We start from the raw sequence: 18,084 nt of genomic DNA on the forward strand, positions 1-18,084 counted from the left end.
AGAAGTTTCAAATATTACCTGTTGCATCTCCTGTTGATAAATAAGTAAATTCAATGCCATCAACTAATAGCGCTTTTAATTTTAAAGGAGGTGATTAAGCTCCGCGACGGCTTTTGTCGCAGCCTTGTTTTACCTTTAAGCAAATAAAAGCCTAAACATGCAGAAACAAATGATCTGTCACCCCGAGAACCACCCCGACCTCCGCTACCTCCTGGCCAAAAAGGGCAAAAACAACCTGCTTGTGGTGGGGCTGAATCCCAGTAGGGCCGATGCTGAAAATTCCGATCCTACCATGAGGAATATTGACAGGATTGCCGGCAACAATGGCTACGACGGCTGGCTGCTGGTTAATTTGTATCCAAAGCGCAAACCAAATCCTGCAGACCTTGAACTGAAAGAAGAAACCGAGATCTTCTGGTATAACCTCCACCTTATAAAACACCTGCTGGACAGAGATCAATTCAAAATAAAAGATGCATGGCTGGCATGGGGCGACGGAGTTGACAATTTGAACCGGCCGTACCTGAAACAGGCTGCCGGTTATCTCTATAGGAATCTGCTGCTTCACGACCTCAACTACTTTAGCATAGGTCGCACGGGAAAAGCCAATCCGCGGCATCCTTCGCCGCAGTCTGTGAATTGTCATGTAGGGCGGCTGGAAGAAATTGAGCTTCTAAAATTCGATTTTAGGCACTACGTGAGGAATATCAAGCTGGAGCCGGAGATAAAGATCAACGGGCTTAAATTCGATTGAAAAATGGCTGACTTAAATCCTCCATTACGGGAAACCGTAAGGCTCTTTGTATTTAAAGTCATAATTTCACATTTAATTAACAATTAACCAATATCTCAATGAAAATTACCAAGGCCATCTTTGCTATTCTATCAGTAAGTTTTTTAACCTCATGCGCATCAACCAATTTCTACCAGGTATATAAGGCAGAACATTCAGGAGATTTAACTAAAAAAGATAATTCTCTCGTCTACGAAGATGAAAATGCCCGGGTTCTCTATAACCTCTGGGGTGAAGGTGGAAATGTCGGTTTCCAATTCCACAACAAAACAGAAGAGCCCATTTTTCTTCATCTTAACAGAAGCTATTTTATTTTAAACCAGGTTGCTCATGATTATTATTTGGACAGGGTAGTAACCTATACAAATAGCTCAGAAGTTTCTGCATCTAAGGGTTCATATTCAGGAGCTTCAGTAACAGGATTCAATTTCCTCAATCTTCTACAAACGAATCAGGTAGCTAATAGCGGAACAGTCGGCACTAAATCTTCCTCAGGTAAATCTGTGTCTTACCAGGATGCGGAAATTGTTGTAATTCCACCGGGAACTTCAAAATTTGTTATGGAATACACCATAAATGAGGCTGTTCTAAGAAATTGCGATCTGTATTTATATCCTAAAAAGAGACAAATTGAAACCGTAAGGTATTCGGCAGCAAATTCTCCGCTGGAATTTAGTAACAGAATCGCCTATACAGTGGGACAAAATTCTCAGTTAAGGGAATTTGAAAACAAATTTTATGTTTCTGAAATTTCCAATTATCCTGAAAAAGAATTCACTGTAAATGAATTTGAAGAATTCTGCGGCGAGAAAAGTGCGGTAAAAAGTAAATTTTTCAAAGAAACCGCACCAGATAAATTCTTTGTCGAATATTCCAAAGGGAAAAATGATTCCCGCAAACACTAACCTTGATGAAAAAATACATCGTTAATACTACCGCCGATTCTAACGGGGATCATGAAGTCCACGAGAACACCTGCCTCAAATTGCCGGTCTATCATAATCAAAAGGATCTTGGTTATCATTTCGGATGTCGCAGTGCAGTTCAAAAAGCGAAGGATACCTATCCAACAGCGAACGGATGTTACCATTGTAGCAGGGTATGCCATACCTCTTAAGAACTACTGAAGGAGAAAGTCGAAACTTTCTCCTTCTTTTTTCATGAATATCCGATTCCTGCTTCCTTTTCTTTAAGAAAATATTTAGATTTACTACCCCTACACAAATGCGTTCTCCGGCTACAAATATTTCACTGCCGGTAGAACTGCGTAAGCAATATTATTTATGACCCAATCAAAACAACAACTGGAAAATCAGCTCTGGAACATTGCCAACACCCTGAGGGGAAAAATGGGAGCCGATGAATTCCGGGATTATATATTAGGCTTTATCTTTTACAAGTACCTGAGTCGTAAAATGGAGCTGCATGCCGATAAGATCCTCAAGCCCGACAATCTTAGCTTCAGGGAACTCGATGGCCATCCTCAGGAGGATCTCTATTTAGAGGCTGTCAAGGAGGATGCTTTAATGCACCTCGGTTACTTCCTAAAACCTTCTGAACTCTTCAGCGAACTAGCCCGACGTGGGAATGGCAACGGGAAAAGCAAATTCATTCTTGCCGACCTTGATAAGGTGCTGCGGAATATCGAGCAAAGCACTATGGGGAGTGAAAGTGAAGAAGATTTCGGGAACCTTTTTGAGGACCTGGATCTTACCAGCAGTAAACTCGGGAAAACTGAAGAAGCCAAAAACGAACTGATTGTAAAGGTGCTCACGCACCTGGACCAGGTGGATTTTGACCTGGAGAATACAGAGAATGACGTTTTAGGCGATGCTTACGAATACTTGATTGGAAAATTTGCCTCGGGTGCCGGGAAGAAAGCCGGAGAATTTTATACCCCTCAACAGGTAAGTAAAGTACTGGCAAAACTGGTGACGCTTGGGAAAGACCAGGTTAAAAATGTTTATGATCCCACCTGCGGCTCGGGTTCTTTGCTGCTTCGTGTCTCAAAAGAGGCAGAAGTCGGGGCTTTTTACGGACAGGAGAGCAATCCTACCACGTACAACCTGTGCAGGATGAATATGATCATGCACGACGTGCATTACAAGCGCTTCGACATTTATAATGAAGATACGCTTGAGAACCCGTCTCCCAATCATTTTGATGAACGCTTTGAAGCTATTGTAGCCAATCCTCCTTTCTCTGCAAAATGGAGTGCGAGTCCGTTGTTTATGAGTGACGACCGATTTGCTGCCTACGGAAAGCTTGCGCCAAAAACTAAAGCCGATTTTGCTTTTGTGCAGCATATGGTGCACCAGCTGTCTGATACCGGAACCATGGCTTGTGTGCTGCCACACGGAGTGCTATTTAGAGGTGCGGCCGAAGGTCATATTAGAAAATACCTCATCAAGGACAAAAATTACCTGGATGCGGTGATCGGGTTACCTGCAAATATTTTCTACGGAACAGGTATTCCCACCTGTATCCTTGTTCTGAAAAAGAACCGGGAGCACCTTAAAGACGTTTTGTTCATTGACAGCAGCGAACATTACGAGAAAATAAAAACCCAGAATTATTTGCGGGAAGAGGATGTGGAGAAGATCGTTGACACCTACAGGGAGCGCAAAACCGAAGATAAATACAGCTATGTAGCTTCCCTGGCAGAGGTTAAGGAAAATGATTATAACCTCAACATTCCACGCTATGTAGACACTTTTGAAGAGGAAGAACCGGTAGATATTAAAGCCGTTGCTTCAGAGTTAAAAGCTCTGGAACAGGATATGAGAGCAACAGATGATGAAATATCCAATTTCTGTAACCAGTTAGGTATTGAACAACCTTTTTAAGATGAGTGAAGAAGTCATAGAAAAGAAGAAAAGGTTTATTCCAGAACTGAGATTTCAGGAGTTTCAAGAAAAATGGCGAGAAGTCCGCCTTGGAAAAATCTGTTCGAACTTTAAGAGTGGTACGAATATTACGTCTAAAAACATTTTTGAAGAAGGTCCTTACCCTGTCTATGGAGGGAATGGGCTCCGAGGATATACTAATACATTTAGTCATGAGGGTTTGTTTTTGTTAATTGGCAGACAGGGAGCTTTATGTGGAAACATTAATAAAGTGCATGGGAAAAACTTCATTTCCGAACATGCCATTGCAGTACAAGCTGACAAAGAAAACGACACCGAATGGTTAGCACAAAAATTAGATTATTTCGATCTCAACCGTCTGTCCGAATCCTCAGCTCAACCCGGTTTAGCTGTATCGAAATTGGAACGGTTGAAGCTGAAAATACCCTCTCTCCCAGAACAACAAAAAATCGCCTCCTTCCTCTCTGCAGTAGATAAAAAGATCCAGCAGCTCACCCGCAAAAAAACCCTTTTAGAGACCTATAAAAAAGGGGTGATGCAGAAGTTGTTTTCGCAGGAGATCAGGTTTAAAGATGAGGATGGTAAGGATTTTCCGGAGTGGGAAGAGAAATCTTTAAAAACTCTTTTAATCAATTACCGCTTGGGAGGCAATTATACTAACACAGATAATGTCACAGCTTATCCCTTGATTAAAATGGGAAATTTGGGCAGAGGGAAAATTAACTTGAGTAAGGTTGAATACATTCCGGTAGAGGAAAAATTAGATGAAAAAGACAAACTAAAATATGGCGATTTACTTTTCAATACTAGGAATACATTAGAACTCGTAGGTAAGGTTTCCATCTGGCAAAATGAATTACCTATCGCTTATTATAATTCCAATTTAATGTATCTCAAATTTGAAAATAACTTCTTCATGAATTATAGAATGAATTCATATGAGGGAATTAAAGCTTTAAAGAGATTTGCAACAGGTACAACTAGCGTTGCTGCAATTTACACTAAGGATTTGTTGAAGGTAAAACTTCGAATTCCTTCACTTAGAGAACAACAAAAAATAGCAGATTTTTTATCTGCCATTGACAAAAAAACAGAAGCTGTTTCGCAGCAAATTGAGAAAACAAAGACCTTCAAAAAAGGGCTTTTACAGCAGATGTTTGTGTAATTCTGAGAGAAATTAATAAGATGATGAGCAAAAAAGTGAATATTGACAACAAAAATAACAACAAGTGTTGTATATTTGCCATAACAGTACACACCACGCTACCCATTAGAACAGCGTCCCAGGGTGTGTCTTTTGCTTTTAAGGAATAATATTTAAACCCTACATGGTGCTGCCGTGTGGGGTTTTTTAGTTGATAAAAATTTTATGTTCGAGAAAAAGGCATTTACCATACAGGAGCAAATTTCGCGGCTTAAATCCAGAGGCTTAATTATTACTCCTGAAGATGAAGCTGAGCATTACCTTTCCCACATTAGCTATTACAGGCTTGGGGAATACTGGTACGTGATGCAGGAGGACAAAGTGGAGCATACCTTTAAACCCAACAGCAAATTTGCAGATGTGATCGCTCTGTACAATTTTGACCGGGAACTCAGAATTCTTCTATTTGATGTCATAGAAAAATTGGAAATCAGCCTCCGCACCAAAATGATCTATCATCTTTCTCACGAATTCAATGCCTGGTGGTTTCAGAACTTTGAATTGTTCCAGGACAGCAGGGCGTTGGTGAAGACTCTGGCAAACCTGGAAGAAGAAATAAGTCGTACAAAAGACATAACTATAAAGTCCCATATTAAGAAGCACAAGGATGACCTGCGGTTTCCTCCTGCCTGGAAATCTCTGGAGCAAACGAGCTTTGGAGCTTTATCAAAGCTCTACGGAAATTTAAAAAACACGGTCAAATCCAAAGATGTTATTGCAAAGGAATACGGGGCTGTAAATCATACTTACCTTCCAAGCTGGCTCCAAAGTATTTCACAGATCAGAAATTTCTGTGCTCATCATTCAAGATTATGGAATAGGAACTTACCCGGAAAACCAAAATTGTTGCCTAATCCACCTAATAGTTGGATTGTTAATGTTCCGTCTCAGGGTCAGTTTCAATTCCTATATATCCATCTATGTCTAATGAAGTATATGCTGAATTTGGTGCAGCCGGGAAATCACTTTTCTGAAAAGCTCGAAGAGTTGTTTGTAAAATATCCGAATGTTGATCCAAACGCTCTTGGCATGAAGCCGAGCTGGCAGCAAGAGCCACTTTGGTCCAAATCTGTCGATAATAAAATTAATTTAAAAGAAGGTAATGAGCCAGCCCACGATTAAAAAACAGAAGTTGAAGCACCTACTTCAGAATACGAAAAGGATTGTTGATCACCACGAGAAAATTACAGTTGCGAAGGGGGAGCATTTCAACCTGTTTTCGGTATTGGGAATTGAATCAAGAGAAAACAAAACTCATTCTGCCTTTTTAGCTGAATTATTAGATCCGAAAGGCAGCCATAAACAGGAGAACAAATTTTTAAATTTATTTCTTCAGGTGGTGGGAAAAGAGTTGCCGGGAGAAAATGCAGTTGAAGACTTAACCGCGAAATATATCAATACCACAAATACCTGTGTCATTACAGAATACAGCATCGGCAAACGTAATGACAAAAACAAAGAGGGTGGCAGGCTGGACATTCTGATTAGAAATGGTAATGACTGCATATGTATTGAGAATAAAATATATGCACTCGATCAAAAAGCGCAGATTGAGCGCTACAGCAATTACAATTCTGAAAGCAACAAAGTTTTCTACTTGACCTTAAAAGGTGGAGATCCTCACCAGGACAGTAAAGGGGAATTAGAATCCGGAGAACATTTCTTCAATATCAGCTATCGGAAACATATAGTAGAGTGGCTGGAGTTGTGTCTTAGAGAGGTTCCAAATCTTACCAGCGTTAGGGAAGCTATTAATCAATATATCCTACTAATTAAAAAATTGACCAACACACTGCATATGGAACAGGAAAAGGAATTACAGAACTTAATGGCTACTTACCTAGAGGAATCCCGATATATTGCCAGGAAATATGAGACAATGATTGAAGATTTTCAGGCCAAATTCAGGAAAGATGTAGAAGAACGGCTTAGGCAAGAATTATCAGGTTTTGAAATTGAGTATGGTAAACAGGCAATAGGGAACAAATATTCCAAGCTTTGGATATTTAGAAAGGAATGGAGAGATTCAGGATTAAGATTTGGAATAGAACCCTTCAGTGGGAAAGGACACGGGAATGGATATCTTTTTGTAGGATTATTTAATAAACACGATTCTAAAATCATAGATCACATTCCGGATAATAAAAGGCTGAGTAGGTGGTGGAAACACACCCAACCGTTACTAACAAATGATGAAAATAGAATCAAATTACGAGATGTTTTTTCTCTTCAAAAACTTTCAAAACCGGAAAGCAGTGAATATAAAGAATTAGTGGATTTGGTGGCTAACCAAAGCAGGAACTTCATTATAGATTATGCTGAAAAAGTGTCTGCTTCTGTGTTAAAAGAGAATCATAAAAAACTTCAAACTGCTGAATAACTATGAGCTACCAATCTGAAGCCGTATTAGAAAACAACCTGGTAAAGCAACTGCAAAGCCAGGGTTATGACAGAGTTAATGTAAACTCTGAGGCTTCTGTATTGGCGAATCTCAAATGTCAGCTGGAGGCTTTTAATGACACCAGCTTTTCAGAAAAGGAATTTGGCAGCATCCTTAATCACCTCGCGAAAGGCAATGTCTTTGAAAAAGCAAAGATCATGCGCGGGAGATATCAGCTCACCCGGGACAGTGATGAATCCTTCTGGGTTCGGTTCTTTGACTCCGAAAACTGGACGAAGAATCTGTTCCAGGTAACTAACCAGATCACCCAACAGGGAACCTATAAAAATCGCTATGACGTTACCCTTCTGGTCAACGGATTGCCGCTCGTTCAGATCGAGCTGAAGAGGCGCGGACTCGAATTAAGAGAGGCTTTTAAGCAGATCAATCGCTACAAACGTCACTCTTACTGGAACAACTACGGGCTTTTTAATTTTGTCCAGCTGTTCGTGATAAGTAATGGAGTGGACACCAAGTACTTTTCAAATAATCCGCTGCAAACGCTCACCTTCAAACAAACCTTCTTTTGGGCAGATGAGCAGAACAGGAACATCAAGGAATTATCAGCTTTTACAAAGACCTTCTTAGATACCGCTCACCTGGGAAAAATGCTCTCCAGATACATTGTGCATAATGAAACGCATAAGGTTCTCATGGTGCTTCGGCCGTATCAGTTCTATGCTTCCGAAGCCATTATTGAGCAGGTAAAAACCAGCAGGGATAATGGACACATCTGGCACACCACAGGTTCAGGGAAAACCCTTACTTCTTTTAAAGCCAGTCAGATCCTCATGGATCTGCCGCAGGTGCATAAAGTGGTTTTTGTGGTAGACAGGAAGGATTTGGATTACCAGACCATGAAGGAATTCAACAGCTTCAAAAAAGATTCTGTTGATGTGACAGATAACACAAATTCATTGGTCACGCAGTTTGCTGATAATACGAAACTCATCCTCACCACTATTCAGAAACTGAATAATGCGATTTCTCCCGGCCGCTATCAGTCCCGCATGGAACACCTGCAGGATAAACGAATGGTGTTCATTTTTGACGAATGTCACCGCAGCCAGTTTGGAGATACACATAAAAAGATCACGAGCTTCTTCAATAACCTGCAGTTATTCGGCTTTACCGGCACGCCGATTTTTGCAGATAATGCAGCAAAGAATGATCTGGGAAAGAGGACCACAAAAGACCTTTTTGGCACTTGTCTGCACAAGTATGTTATTACCGATGCCATTCGGGATCAAAATGTCCTGAAATTCAGCATAGAATATATTGGCAGGTACAAGCGCAAGAGCAACACCTTTGTGGATATAGAAGTTGAAGATATTGACACTCGTGAAGTACTTGACAGTGAAAAACGAATGGAGAAGATCGTGGATTACATCATTAAATATCACGATACTAAAACCAAGAACCGGGACTACTCCTCCATTTTTGCCATTAGCAGTATTCCAAACCTGATCAAGTACTACGAACTATTTAAAAAGAAAAAAGAAGCCGGCGAACACGATCTTAGAATTGCGACCATCTTCACTTACGGCGCCAATGAAGAAGATGAAGAAGCAGAGGGACTGCTACCCGAAACCGAAGCAATGGCAGCGGAACCCATGGTGGTGTACAGAACCAGCCATACCCGGGAGAAGCTGGACGAATTTATAGAAGATTACAACGCGATGTACAACACCGCCTTCTCCACCCGGGACAGCAAAGATTTTGAGAACTACTTCAAGGATCTAAGCAAGCGGTACAAGAATCGGGAGAAGGTAAGTTTTAAAGATGAAGACCGGTTGGATATTATCCTGGTGGTAAATATGTTCCTCACCGGTTTTGATGCAAAAAAGCTGAACACTTTATACGTTGACAAGAACCTGCGGCATCACGGACTAATTCAGGCATTTTCAAGAACCAACAGAATCCTGGACGAGAAGAAATCCCAGGGAGAAATTCTGGCCTTCCGCAATCTTAAAAAAGCTACCGACGAAGCCATCGCGCTTTTCTCCAATAAAGATGCAAAGGAAGAGATCCTGCTCCCCGATTACGAGAAGGTGAGCGAGAAATTTTCGGAAGCCTTTATTGAACTGCTGAAAATCGCACCAACGATAAAAAGTGTAGACAATTTACCTTCTGAAGAAGAGGAGCTGCAATTCGTGCAGGCTTTCCGGGCGTTGATCCGTGCAAAGAATGTGTTGACCTCCTTTGCTGATTTCAGCTGGGAGGACGTGCCGATGGATGAACAGACCTTTGAAGATTACAAAAGCAAATACCTCGATCTTTATGAGAAGGCAAAAGGCGATCATCAAAGACAGAAAGCTTCTATTTTAGATGATGTGGATTTTGAGCTGGAACTGATCCACCGCGACGAAGTGAATGTGGCTTACATCCTGAAATTGCTCGCCGGATTAAAACAAGCCAAAGGACAATCTGCCGCCCAGCAGAAAAAGCAAATTCTGGATCTGCTTGCCGGAGACGTGGAACTCCGCAGCAAACGGGAACTCATCGAAAAATTCATAGAAGAAAACCTCCCCAAAATAAAAGATATAGACTCCATTCCAGATGAATTTGACCAGTACTGGAGCGATCAGCGCGTATTAGCTTTAGGAAATCTATGCGAAGAAGAACACCTGGATAAGGATCAATTCAAGTCCTTAATTGACGCCTACATCTATAACGAACATGAACCCCTTCGAGACGAAGTTTTCAAATGCCTGGACAACCGCCCCAGCATTTTGAAAGCCCGGGAAATCGGCGACAGGATTATAAACAAGATGAAGGAGTTTGTGGAGGTGTTTGTGAGAGGGGTTGGGGCATAGGAAACAGAAATAATGTGGTTGAAAGCAAAAATAAAATTGAAAAATAGTAAAAACAAAAAACACTTTAAATTAATTTTTAGTGGCCATGTCAAACTTTAACTATGATTGATCTATACCGAAAAAACGAAACAGAAGAGATTTTAGACAAGCTGGGAGAAAATCTCAGTATCACTGAAAGCCAACATAATGCTGCAGTTGACAGCTATAAAGCAGTTGGGAACTGGTTAACTTCTGAAGACTCTGAACTAAGGCCTTATAAGCCTGTAGTAAGTCCACAGGGATCCTTTCTTATAGGCACCATAATCCAGACAGTTGACCCAGACGGAGATATTGATTTAGACATTGTTTGCGAACTGAATGGAAAAAAATCCAGTTGGACCCAAAAAAATATTAAGGACATTGTTGGAGATCAGTTAACCAGACATAAGACGTATGAGTCTCTTTTGGATGAAGAAGGTCGTAGGTGTTGGACACTGAAATACCGTGAGAATGGTTCTAAGAATGAACGATATCACATGGATATTCTACCTGCGGTAAATACTCAAGGCCATTCTGTAATTTTAGAAAAAGTATTTTCTAACCTAATGGAGCAGAAAGATGAGAATTTAATGTTGAGTATTACAGATAATGAGAGATTGCCTGAATATCATCAGTCTACCGAACCTAGAGAGTGGCTACAAAGTAATCCTTTTGGCTACGCTAAATGGTTCTTTGAGAAGGCAAACAATATTATCGGAGAGAGAAAAAGGATGTATTCCTTGAATGAGCAAGTGAATCCTACTCCGAAATTTCAGAAAGAGAGATTGCCCTTACAAAGGGTAGTACAGTTATTGAAAAGACACAGAGACATTATGTTCAAGGACTATAATGAAGCTGATAAAAAAGAAAAGCCAATTTCCTGTATTATTACGACTTTGGCTGGAAAAGCTTATAAAGGAGAGAATAATGTCTATGACGCTTTAGTTAGTGTTATATCAGAGATCAGAAACCAAATTTTAGATTATAACCCTCATACCGGAGAAAAAGAAAAGTGGGTGGCGAATCCTGTAAATAGTAGGGAAAATTTTGCTGATCGATGGGCTCTTCCGGGCTCCAAAAGAGAGAAATTCTTTTACGACTGGTTAGATGCTCTAGAAGCTGACTTTCATGTTTTAAAAACTTCTTTTAATAGAAGGTCACTCTCTGAGTCATTAGAAAAAGCTTTCGGATCTCAACCTGTACAGAAAACTTTTTCTGACATAGGAAGCAACAGAAAAAATTTGACTGAATCAGGAAAAAATTTCATAGACAGGGAAAATGGTCTTATAGGATCAGCTACACTTGGGAAATCGACTGAGTCAAAACTTCCGAAGCACACGTTTTATGGCAAAGATTAAAGCGCCAAAACTTACTCCAATGCAGCAGTATATTTCGCTAAAAAGAGACTATAATTTTGGAGAGATTCAGAGAATTGGCATAAATCAAATCATTTGGAAAGGGAAGCTTAAATCGTCGCCTATTGGAGATGAATACCTTGTCAAGGTATCTTATAAAAAAGGAGAAGATCCAAAAATATTTGTACTTGACCCTCCTAAGCTTCCATTACCCAAAGGAGAAGATCGTTTAGAACATGTTTACGATCATGATAAACAGAGGCTTTGTTTATATTATCCTAAAGCCAAAGAGTGGAACGAAACAAAATCCATTGCAAGCACTATCCTACCATGGACTATAGACTGGCTTTATCACTACGAAATATGGTTAATAACTGGAAGCTGGAAAGGAGGTGGTATTCATCCAGGATCTAACAAAAAAGAATAGATCTAAACATGCAAAATAAGAAATTTAAAGTCCTAAGTTTAGACGGAGGAGGGATAAGAGGGCTCTTTTCGGCTACTATACTAGCTGAAATCGAAAAAGACTTAAAAGCTAAAGGCGTCAGTAACTGGCAAATTTATCAGAACGTAAATCTGATTTTTGGAACTTCAACTGGAGGCATATTAGGGTTGGCCTTATCCTTAGGAATTCCCGCTGAAGAAATAAAAAACCTGTATATCCATCACGCTAAACAAATATTCGGATTGGGTAAAAATCTGTTCTGGTCTTTTTTTAGCTCTACACATAAACGAGAAAATTTAGAAAAGCTAGTCAAAGAAATATATTCTAAAAAAAATAATGGCGAAGCACCATTGTTAAAAGATTGTATGGTTCCTATCGGGATAACCACTTATAACCTTAATAATGGAAGCCCCTCTGTTCTAAAAAGTCAATATCACAAAAGATTTACGAGAGATCCAAATTTACCTGTTTTTAAGGCTGCTCTTGCCACTTCTGCTGCTCCTACATTTTTTGATCCATATTCTGGCGGAACTTATATTGATTCTAAGAGCATCGAAGTTGCCTTTGAATACAAGGTTGATGGGGGAGTATGGGCGAATAATCCATCTTTAATAGCACTAATTGAAGCACAAAAAGCTTTCAAAAAGAACCTTGAGGAAATATCTTTATTATCAATTGGTACAGGTCACAGTACTTTTTTAGAAGAAAAGAGAAAGAGGGGATTTGGAATATTATACTGGGCCATAAATACAAAAAAAAGAATAATTGAGCTTTTTATGCAAGGGCAGGCACAGCAAGTAGAAAATTTGATAAGCCTTTTAAAGAACGGTATAGATAAAGAAGAACCCGACAATTTCGATTATTTAAGACTTAATACAATGTTTGAAAAAATTTCAGAAAATATTAAAATGGATGAGACCGATCCTCTAAAGCTCAAAATATTAGAGAGTCGAGCTAAACAGGTATACCAGGAGAATAAAAAAGAAATATATAATCTCCTAGAGCTGGAATTTAATTAAAATTCACTTTTTAGGCAAAAAACTTTTTGGCCTCAATAATAATTGAATCATATCATAAAAAACATCATGAAAGACATACTCCAGTGGAAACAAGAGGTAGAGAAATATAATGCCGCTCTAAGCAGAATTCTCGATGAGAAATCCAATCAAAAAGATTTGTACTACGGCTTTGAAGTCATTGATGGGAAGTTAATTAAAAATCCGGAAATACTGTTTATTGGTATAAATCCGGGAAGAGGAAATGGACAAAGGGATAGAAACGTCTTTGCTAAGGATCGTATTTCCTATCTTGACAAATATGATGATGCTTACCAGGAGGATTATCCTAACCGATACCATTTAGCAGAAAAAACAATTAAATTCTTTGAACTGGCGGGGTGGAAGGATGCTAAAATAATGAAGGTTTTTTCCAGGAAAGCAGTGAAAACGAATTTTTATCATTTGGCCACAGATAATATTCAGGACCTTGAAAGAGTACTTCAGAATGTAAATCTTAACAAAGAATATTTCAACAAAAGTGCTGAGTTTTCAATCCAGCTAATTAATATTTTAAAACCTAAAGTAATTATACTGGAAGGTAAAACTGTGTTTGACTTTATTGTTGAGGAATGTTATGAGAAGAAAGTCTGGAATGACAAAGGTTTTGGTTATTTCTTTGACCAACCTAATCATTCCCACATATTAGGCTATAACAGAAATATTTCAAATGAAAACCGGGAGTACTTTGTGAAAAAGTTAAAAGAAGTCTTAGAAGAAGATCGTGTTGCTGTATTTAAATAATCAGTTTCTAAAAATGCAATTAAAAATCACCTATTCGCAAGTTTAGACAATGCAAAAATTCCAAGTGAGAGGACGAATAATTTATGAAAGAGAAAATTCACGAAATTTTAAATAAGAACTGGAAACCGCTTCTTAGAAGATGGAAATTACCCCGGAATATACCTTTTAGCTTTAACTGATAAAAATCTTGATGGTCAAAAAGTCGAATGGTTAATCGGGAAATGGTTAATTAATGATCCGTAGATTCGGAAATCCCCCGTTCGGGAATTGAACATTAATCCATAGACAATAAACCTTATACATTAAAAAATGCCCCCAGAAAAACACGTTACCCTACATAAATGTTTTAACCGGGAGCAATTTCTAAATAGACAGTTACAACTGTAACATCATTAATTTTCCGCAAATTTAGATGTTATTTAGGTGCAGGAGGTACCGATTTAGTAAACGTGCGGATTTTAAAAGTTATCGTTCAATTTTGATTCCTTTATCCGGGATTCAGGATTTGGGGCAACGGAAAACGGAAAACGGAAAACAGGGAACGGGAAACGGGGAACGGGAAACAGGGAACGTCAAACCTGCAGTCTGAGCGTGACGGTAGTACCTTTATCTCTTTGGCAATTCACCTGCACTGCTTTTTCGACATCATAGCCAAGCAGGGATAAACGCTCTTTCACCAGGGTGATCCCCTTTGATTTGTGCAGTTTATTAGCCCGGTTAGTAGCATAACCAATTCCGTTATCTTCAATTTTGCACTGTAAGAGGTTTTCAGAAAGGCGCTTAAAGGAAATTTTTAACGTCGGATCTGTGATCCCCGGCGGAAAAGCATGAACAAAAACGTTTTCCACAAAGGTCTGTAATAGCATCGTGGGAATTTCTACATCGTAAACATCAACTAAAGGATCTACATCAAATATCACCTTGATCCGGTTATTGAACCTCGTATTTTCCACCCGAATGTAGGATTGCAGATACTCAATTTCTTCGATCAACAGAATTCTCGGTTTGGTACAGTGATCCAGGTTTAGCCTTATTAATTTTGCGAAGTCGTTTAAAAAACTACTGGCATTGTCTATATCCCTGTCCATGATATAGTTTTGAATGGAATTCATGGCATTAAAAATAAAATGCGGATTCATTTGCGCCAGTAAAGCTTCCATTTTGGTTTCTTCAAAGCGCTTCTGGATCAATCCTTTTTGTACCTCAAAATTCCGGGTTTGCCTTATTTGTAGCCTATAAACACTGTAAACCAATATAAATATCAGGCTCGTGACCGCTAATCCAAACCACCAGGTTTTCCAGAATGGCGGAAGTATGGCCAGGTGTAAAAGCGACTGGGTATGACTTAAACCTGTACTTTTATCAAGCACTTTTACCGCGACATCATAATTTTTTGCAGGTAAAAAAGGCAGGAATATTTCAGGTTTAGGGGAAGGAAGACTCCACCTGTCATCTTTGTTCAACCTGTATTGATAAGTCAATTTATGCGGATAAGGATGTGCGTTGGTGCTTAATTTAAGCAAGAGGGTATTCTCATTGTGCGGCAACTCCAATTCCTCCTTATTGATAAATTCTTCCGAAGGAGTTTTATCGTTATTGATAAAAACTTCTTTCAGTTTTACTTCATCTACCAATGCTTCGGAATTACTTACCACCTCGAGATCTATACTATAAAACCCATTTTCGCTGCCAATAGATAATTTGTGGTGGTCTACATCGGCACTCAATAACGGCTGTTTTAGTCCTTGTTCTTCATCCAGGAATATAAAGCGGTCGTTCTTATAAAGCGTCAACCCCTTTTCTGTCCCAATGATTAAATTCCCACGGTATTGCTTCAGAAAAGAAATGGAGTTCCCCTGGATTTTTGCCCGTGGGATCTTCTTAAGAACTTTAAATTCAGCTTCATCATTGACTATAAATACATCCCCAAACTCATTGGAAACAGCAATATTATTTTCTAAAGGGGTAATGTGTTTTAATTTTTTTTCTTTCCAGATCCCAGTATCCAGATAAGACTTAAACCCATTGTTTTCCCACACATAAAGTCCTGAGAAAACAGAAAGAAAATAGGTTTTATTCCCCTGTTGCAAACTATTGACCACCATGGTTGGCGTTTTGGGATCTTCGGGTGTAAAATAGGTGTATTTAAAAGCGTCCAGATCATTGTAAAGTCTTACGCCGCCATAAGGATTTGTTTCAAGAAGATTACCGGCTTCCGTAAAATTGATCTCTTCGGAATGCACCGGTAAATAGCGCCGCAATTCCCCGGAATCATTTATTGCAAATATTCCAACATTAGTGTTTAACCAGTAAATATTCTGAAATACCTTAAGGTCATTAAAACTGATGTCCTCCGCCTTGGTGGTATAATCCAGTTCATAAAAGTGATCCCGATGTTTTGGTAAGGGTATTTTGGTATTTAAGACATATTCCTCCTGCCATTTTTTAAGCCGGCTTAAAGTAATGCTAAGTTCATTCCCGGAATTTTTTAAAATGAGCGCGTCGTTCAGTAATACTGCAGAGGTGTTTTCGGTTTCGGCAAATCCAAGAATGTTTTTCCCGTGGATCGAATTGATCTTTATTTGAGGATTCAAATTGATCTCATAAAGTCCGGCATCTTTAGTTCCTATGTATAATTTTTCAAACCTTGCATCATAAGCCAGGGAAATAACTTTATTGCTTAAAACATTAAATTCTGAAGCCTTTGAGATCAATTCATCATTGACTATTTCATAGATCCCTCCATTGGCATCATATATTCCCCAGCCTGCGGCAAAGATCCTGTCGTCGCGGGTCTTCACATGATCCCACAAAATTGAAAACCCGAGTTTTTCATTGAATTCACGATCCTTTTCGCTCACATATTCAGCCACACTGCTTTTGGTAAAGAATTCTTTGTTACTGCTGTAAATGCTGTCTTTATCAACAAATACCGAATAAATGAAAGTGTGATCATTTACCTTCAGCAGATTGGTTCTATTATTCTTAGTCTGAATTTTATATAACCCGGAGTTATAGGTGGCAACGTAGATTTGCTTTTCATGCTCGAAGAAACCAGTGATCCTAAACAGCTCGTCAACGGGAGGGGTATCTAAGGGAAGTACATTAAAAGTATTAATGTCTATTATTGAAACACCGTCACTGGTTCCCACGTACATATGTTTCCCATGGGGAAAGAGGGTGGTGATTTCATTGTGAACCAAGCCGTCTTCTTCTGAAACTACCCTGAATTTGAAGCCGTCATAGATGCTCACCCCTTCCCCGTAGCTTCCAAACCACAATTTTTTATTCCTGTCTTCTGCAATGGCCCAACAGCTGTTTAATGCCAGGCCGTCCTCTTCAAAAAAATAGGTGAAAATATCATTCTCCTTTTTCACCACTCCGTTCTCAGTACCAATCCACAGAATATTATTGCTGTCAACCAACAAAGACCTCACGGCATTGTTAGGCAATTCGTTGGCTGCAGTATAATTTTTACCGGGAAAGTTTTGGGAAAACGCAATGTTGACCCACAAAAACAGGAGAAGTAAAGGTTTAGTGATTTTGCAGGATGGCATTGATAAATTCTTCTTCTTTTCTATGTGAAACAGGAAGTTTTTCTCCATTGGTCAACTCCACTTCCTTATTTGCCTTATGGTACCTCACCACATAATTCAGGTTTATGACGTAGGTCTTATGTATCCTTATAAAAGATGTGTCCGGCAGTATTTCTTCCACATATTTTAAGGTCTTGGTGGCTGTTTTACTGCAGCCGTCAATTTTTTTAATGCAGCAGTAATTACTTTCAGCTTTGCAATATAAGATCTGGTTTGCATGAATGAGTTCAAATCCTTCCAGCGTGGGAAAAGCGATCTTGCTTACATTTTGATCATTTACATTCAGGTTCTCAAGCAATAAAGACAATTTCTTTTGGGCGAAGCTCCCCTGGTTCCTGCGCTCAAACTTTTTTACAGCTTCAGATAGATCCAGATGGTTTATGGGCTTCAATAAATAATCCAGTGCACTTCGCTTAATTGCTTTAATGGCAAATTGATTATAGGCAGTGGTAAAGATGACTTCGAAATTTATGGTCTCAAAATATTTGAACAATTCAAACCCATTTTTCTCTGGCATTTGAATATCTAAAAAAACCAGTTCGGGCTGATGTTCCCTGATGGCAAGCACCCCGGAATCCACCGAATTGCATTTCCCTACAATATTGAACCTGTTTGGAAAGTACCTGTTAAGGGTTTTCTCCAGTAGCTCCTGGGCATTGATCTCATCATCAATAATTACTGCTTTTATCATAAGACAATTATACAATTAAATAGGAATATAGTTGGTGAAATAGAGATTGGTTAATTGGGG

14 protein-coding genes are annotated in these 18,084 nt (G+C 39.2%); 12 read left to right on the forward strand and 2 right to left on the reverse strand.

Going from position 1 to position 18,084, the window contains the following annotated elements:
• Nucleotides 1-157: 157 nt before the first annotated feature.
• The 12 genes from LA313_RS12145 (at nt 158) to LA313_RS12200 (ending at nt 13,737) form a co-directional block, all read left to right on the forward strand.
• Nucleotides 158-754, forward strand: a complete 597-nt coding sequence (locus LA313_RS12145; RefSeq protein ID WP_228915337.1) for a DUF1643 domain-containing protein — start codon at nt 158-160, stop codon at nt 752-754.
• Nucleotides 755-852: 98 nt separating this feature from the next.
• The gene (locus LA313_RS12150; RefSeq protein WP_228915339.1) at nt 853-1,698 is read left to right on the forward strand and encodes a hypothetical protein; all 846 of its coding nucleotides are present in this window, start codon (nt 853-855) and stop codon (nt 1,696-1,698) included.
• Between the two features lie 5 nt (nt 1,699-1,703).
• Nucleotides 1,704-1,910 (forward strand): hypothetical protein, encoded by a 207-nt coding sequence (locus tag LA313_RS12155; RefSeq protein WP_228915341.1) that lies wholly within the window; start codon nt 1,704-1,706, stop codon nt 1,908-1,910.
• 166 nt (nt 1,911-2,076) lie between these two features.
• Nucleotides 2,077-3,639, forward strand: a complete 1,563-nt coding sequence (locus LA313_RS12160) for a type I restriction-modification system subunit M (RefSeq protein WP_228915343.1) — start codon at nt 2,077-2,079, stop codon at nt 3,637-3,639.
• A 1-nt stretch (nt 3,640) separates the two neighbouring features.
• Nucleotides 3,641-4,825, forward strand: coding sequence for a restriction endonuclease subunit S (locus tag LA313_RS12165; RefSeq protein WP_228915345.1), 1,185 nt, complete (start codon nt 3,641-3,643; stop codon nt 4,823-4,825).
• A 204-nt stretch (nt 4,826-5,029) separates the two neighbouring features.
• Nucleotides 5,030-5,986 carry an Abi family protein gene (locus LA313_RS12170; protein ID WP_228915347.1) on the forward strand — a complete coding sequence of 319 codons (957 nt, stop codon included), beginning with the start codon at nt 5,030-5,032 and terminating at the stop codon, nt 5,984-5,986.
• The gene (locus LA313_RS12175; RefSeq protein WP_228915349.1) at nt 5,967-7,244 is read left to right on the forward strand and encodes a PDDEXK-like family protein; all 1,278 of its coding nucleotides are present in this window, start codon (nt 5,967-5,969) and stop codon (nt 7,242-7,244) included. Before LA313_RS12170 ends, LA313_RS12175 begins: the two co-directional genes overlap by 20 nt.
• A gap of 2 nt (nt 7,245-7,246) precedes the next feature.
• A complete protein-coding gene (locus LA313_RS12180; protein ID WP_228915351.1) occupies nt 7,247-10,120 on the forward strand; it encodes a type I restriction endonuclease subunit R in 2,874 nt (957 codons plus the stop codon).
• 101 nt (nt 10,121-10,221) lie between these two features.
• Nucleotides 10,222-11,496, forward strand: coding sequence for a nucleotidyltransferase domain-containing protein (locus tag LA313_RS12185; RefSeq protein ID WP_228915353.1), 1,275 nt, complete (start codon nt 10,222-10,224; stop codon nt 11,494-11,496).
• On the forward strand, nt 11,483-11,920 hold the full coding sequence (locus tag LA313_RS12190) for a hypothetical protein (protein WP_228915356.1): 438 nt from the start codon (nt 11,483-11,485) through the stop codon (nt 11,918-11,920). Before LA313_RS12185 ends, LA313_RS12190 begins: the two co-directional genes overlap by 14 nt.
• 8 nt (nt 11,921-11,928) lie before the next feature.
• Complete coding sequence (locus tag LA313_RS12195) at nt 11,929-12,957, forward strand: CBASS cGAMP-activated phospholipase (protein ID WP_228915357.1); 1,029 nt, start codon at nt 11,929-11,931, stop codon at nt 12,955-12,957.
• A gap of 66 nt (nt 12,958-13,023) precedes the next feature.
• The gene (locus tag LA313_RS12200; protein ID WP_228915359.1) at nt 13,024-13,737 is read left to right on the forward strand and encodes a uracil-DNA glycosylase family protein; all 714 of its coding nucleotides are present in this window, start codon (nt 13,024-13,026) and stop codon (nt 13,735-13,737) included.
• Between the two features lie 572 nt (nt 13,738-14,309).
• Here LA313_RS12200 and LA313_RS12205 read toward each other — a convergent pair.
• Nucleotides 14,310-17,294 carry a sensor histidine kinase gene (locus LA313_RS12205; protein WP_228915361.1) on the reverse strand — a complete coding sequence of 995 codons (2,985 nt, stop codon included), beginning with the start codon at nt 17,292-17,294 and terminating at the stop codon, nt 14,310-14,312.
• Nucleotides 17,272-18,024: a LytR/AlgR family response regulator transcription factor gene (locus LA313_RS12210; protein WP_228915363.1), complete on the reverse strand. Its 753-nt coding sequence runs from the start codon at nt 18,022-18,024 to the stop codon at nt 17,272-17,274. Before LA313_RS12210 ends, LA313_RS12205 begins: the two co-directional genes overlap by 23 nt.
• Nucleotides 18,025-18,084: the final 60 nt, after the last annotated feature.

Origin of the sequence: Salinimicrobium sediminilitoris (genome assembly GCF_020866905.1) — a bacterium.
GTDB classification, from domain to species: Bacteria; Bacteroidota; Bacteroidia; order Flavobacteriales; family Flavobacteriaceae; genus Salinimicrobium; species Salinimicrobium sediminilitoris.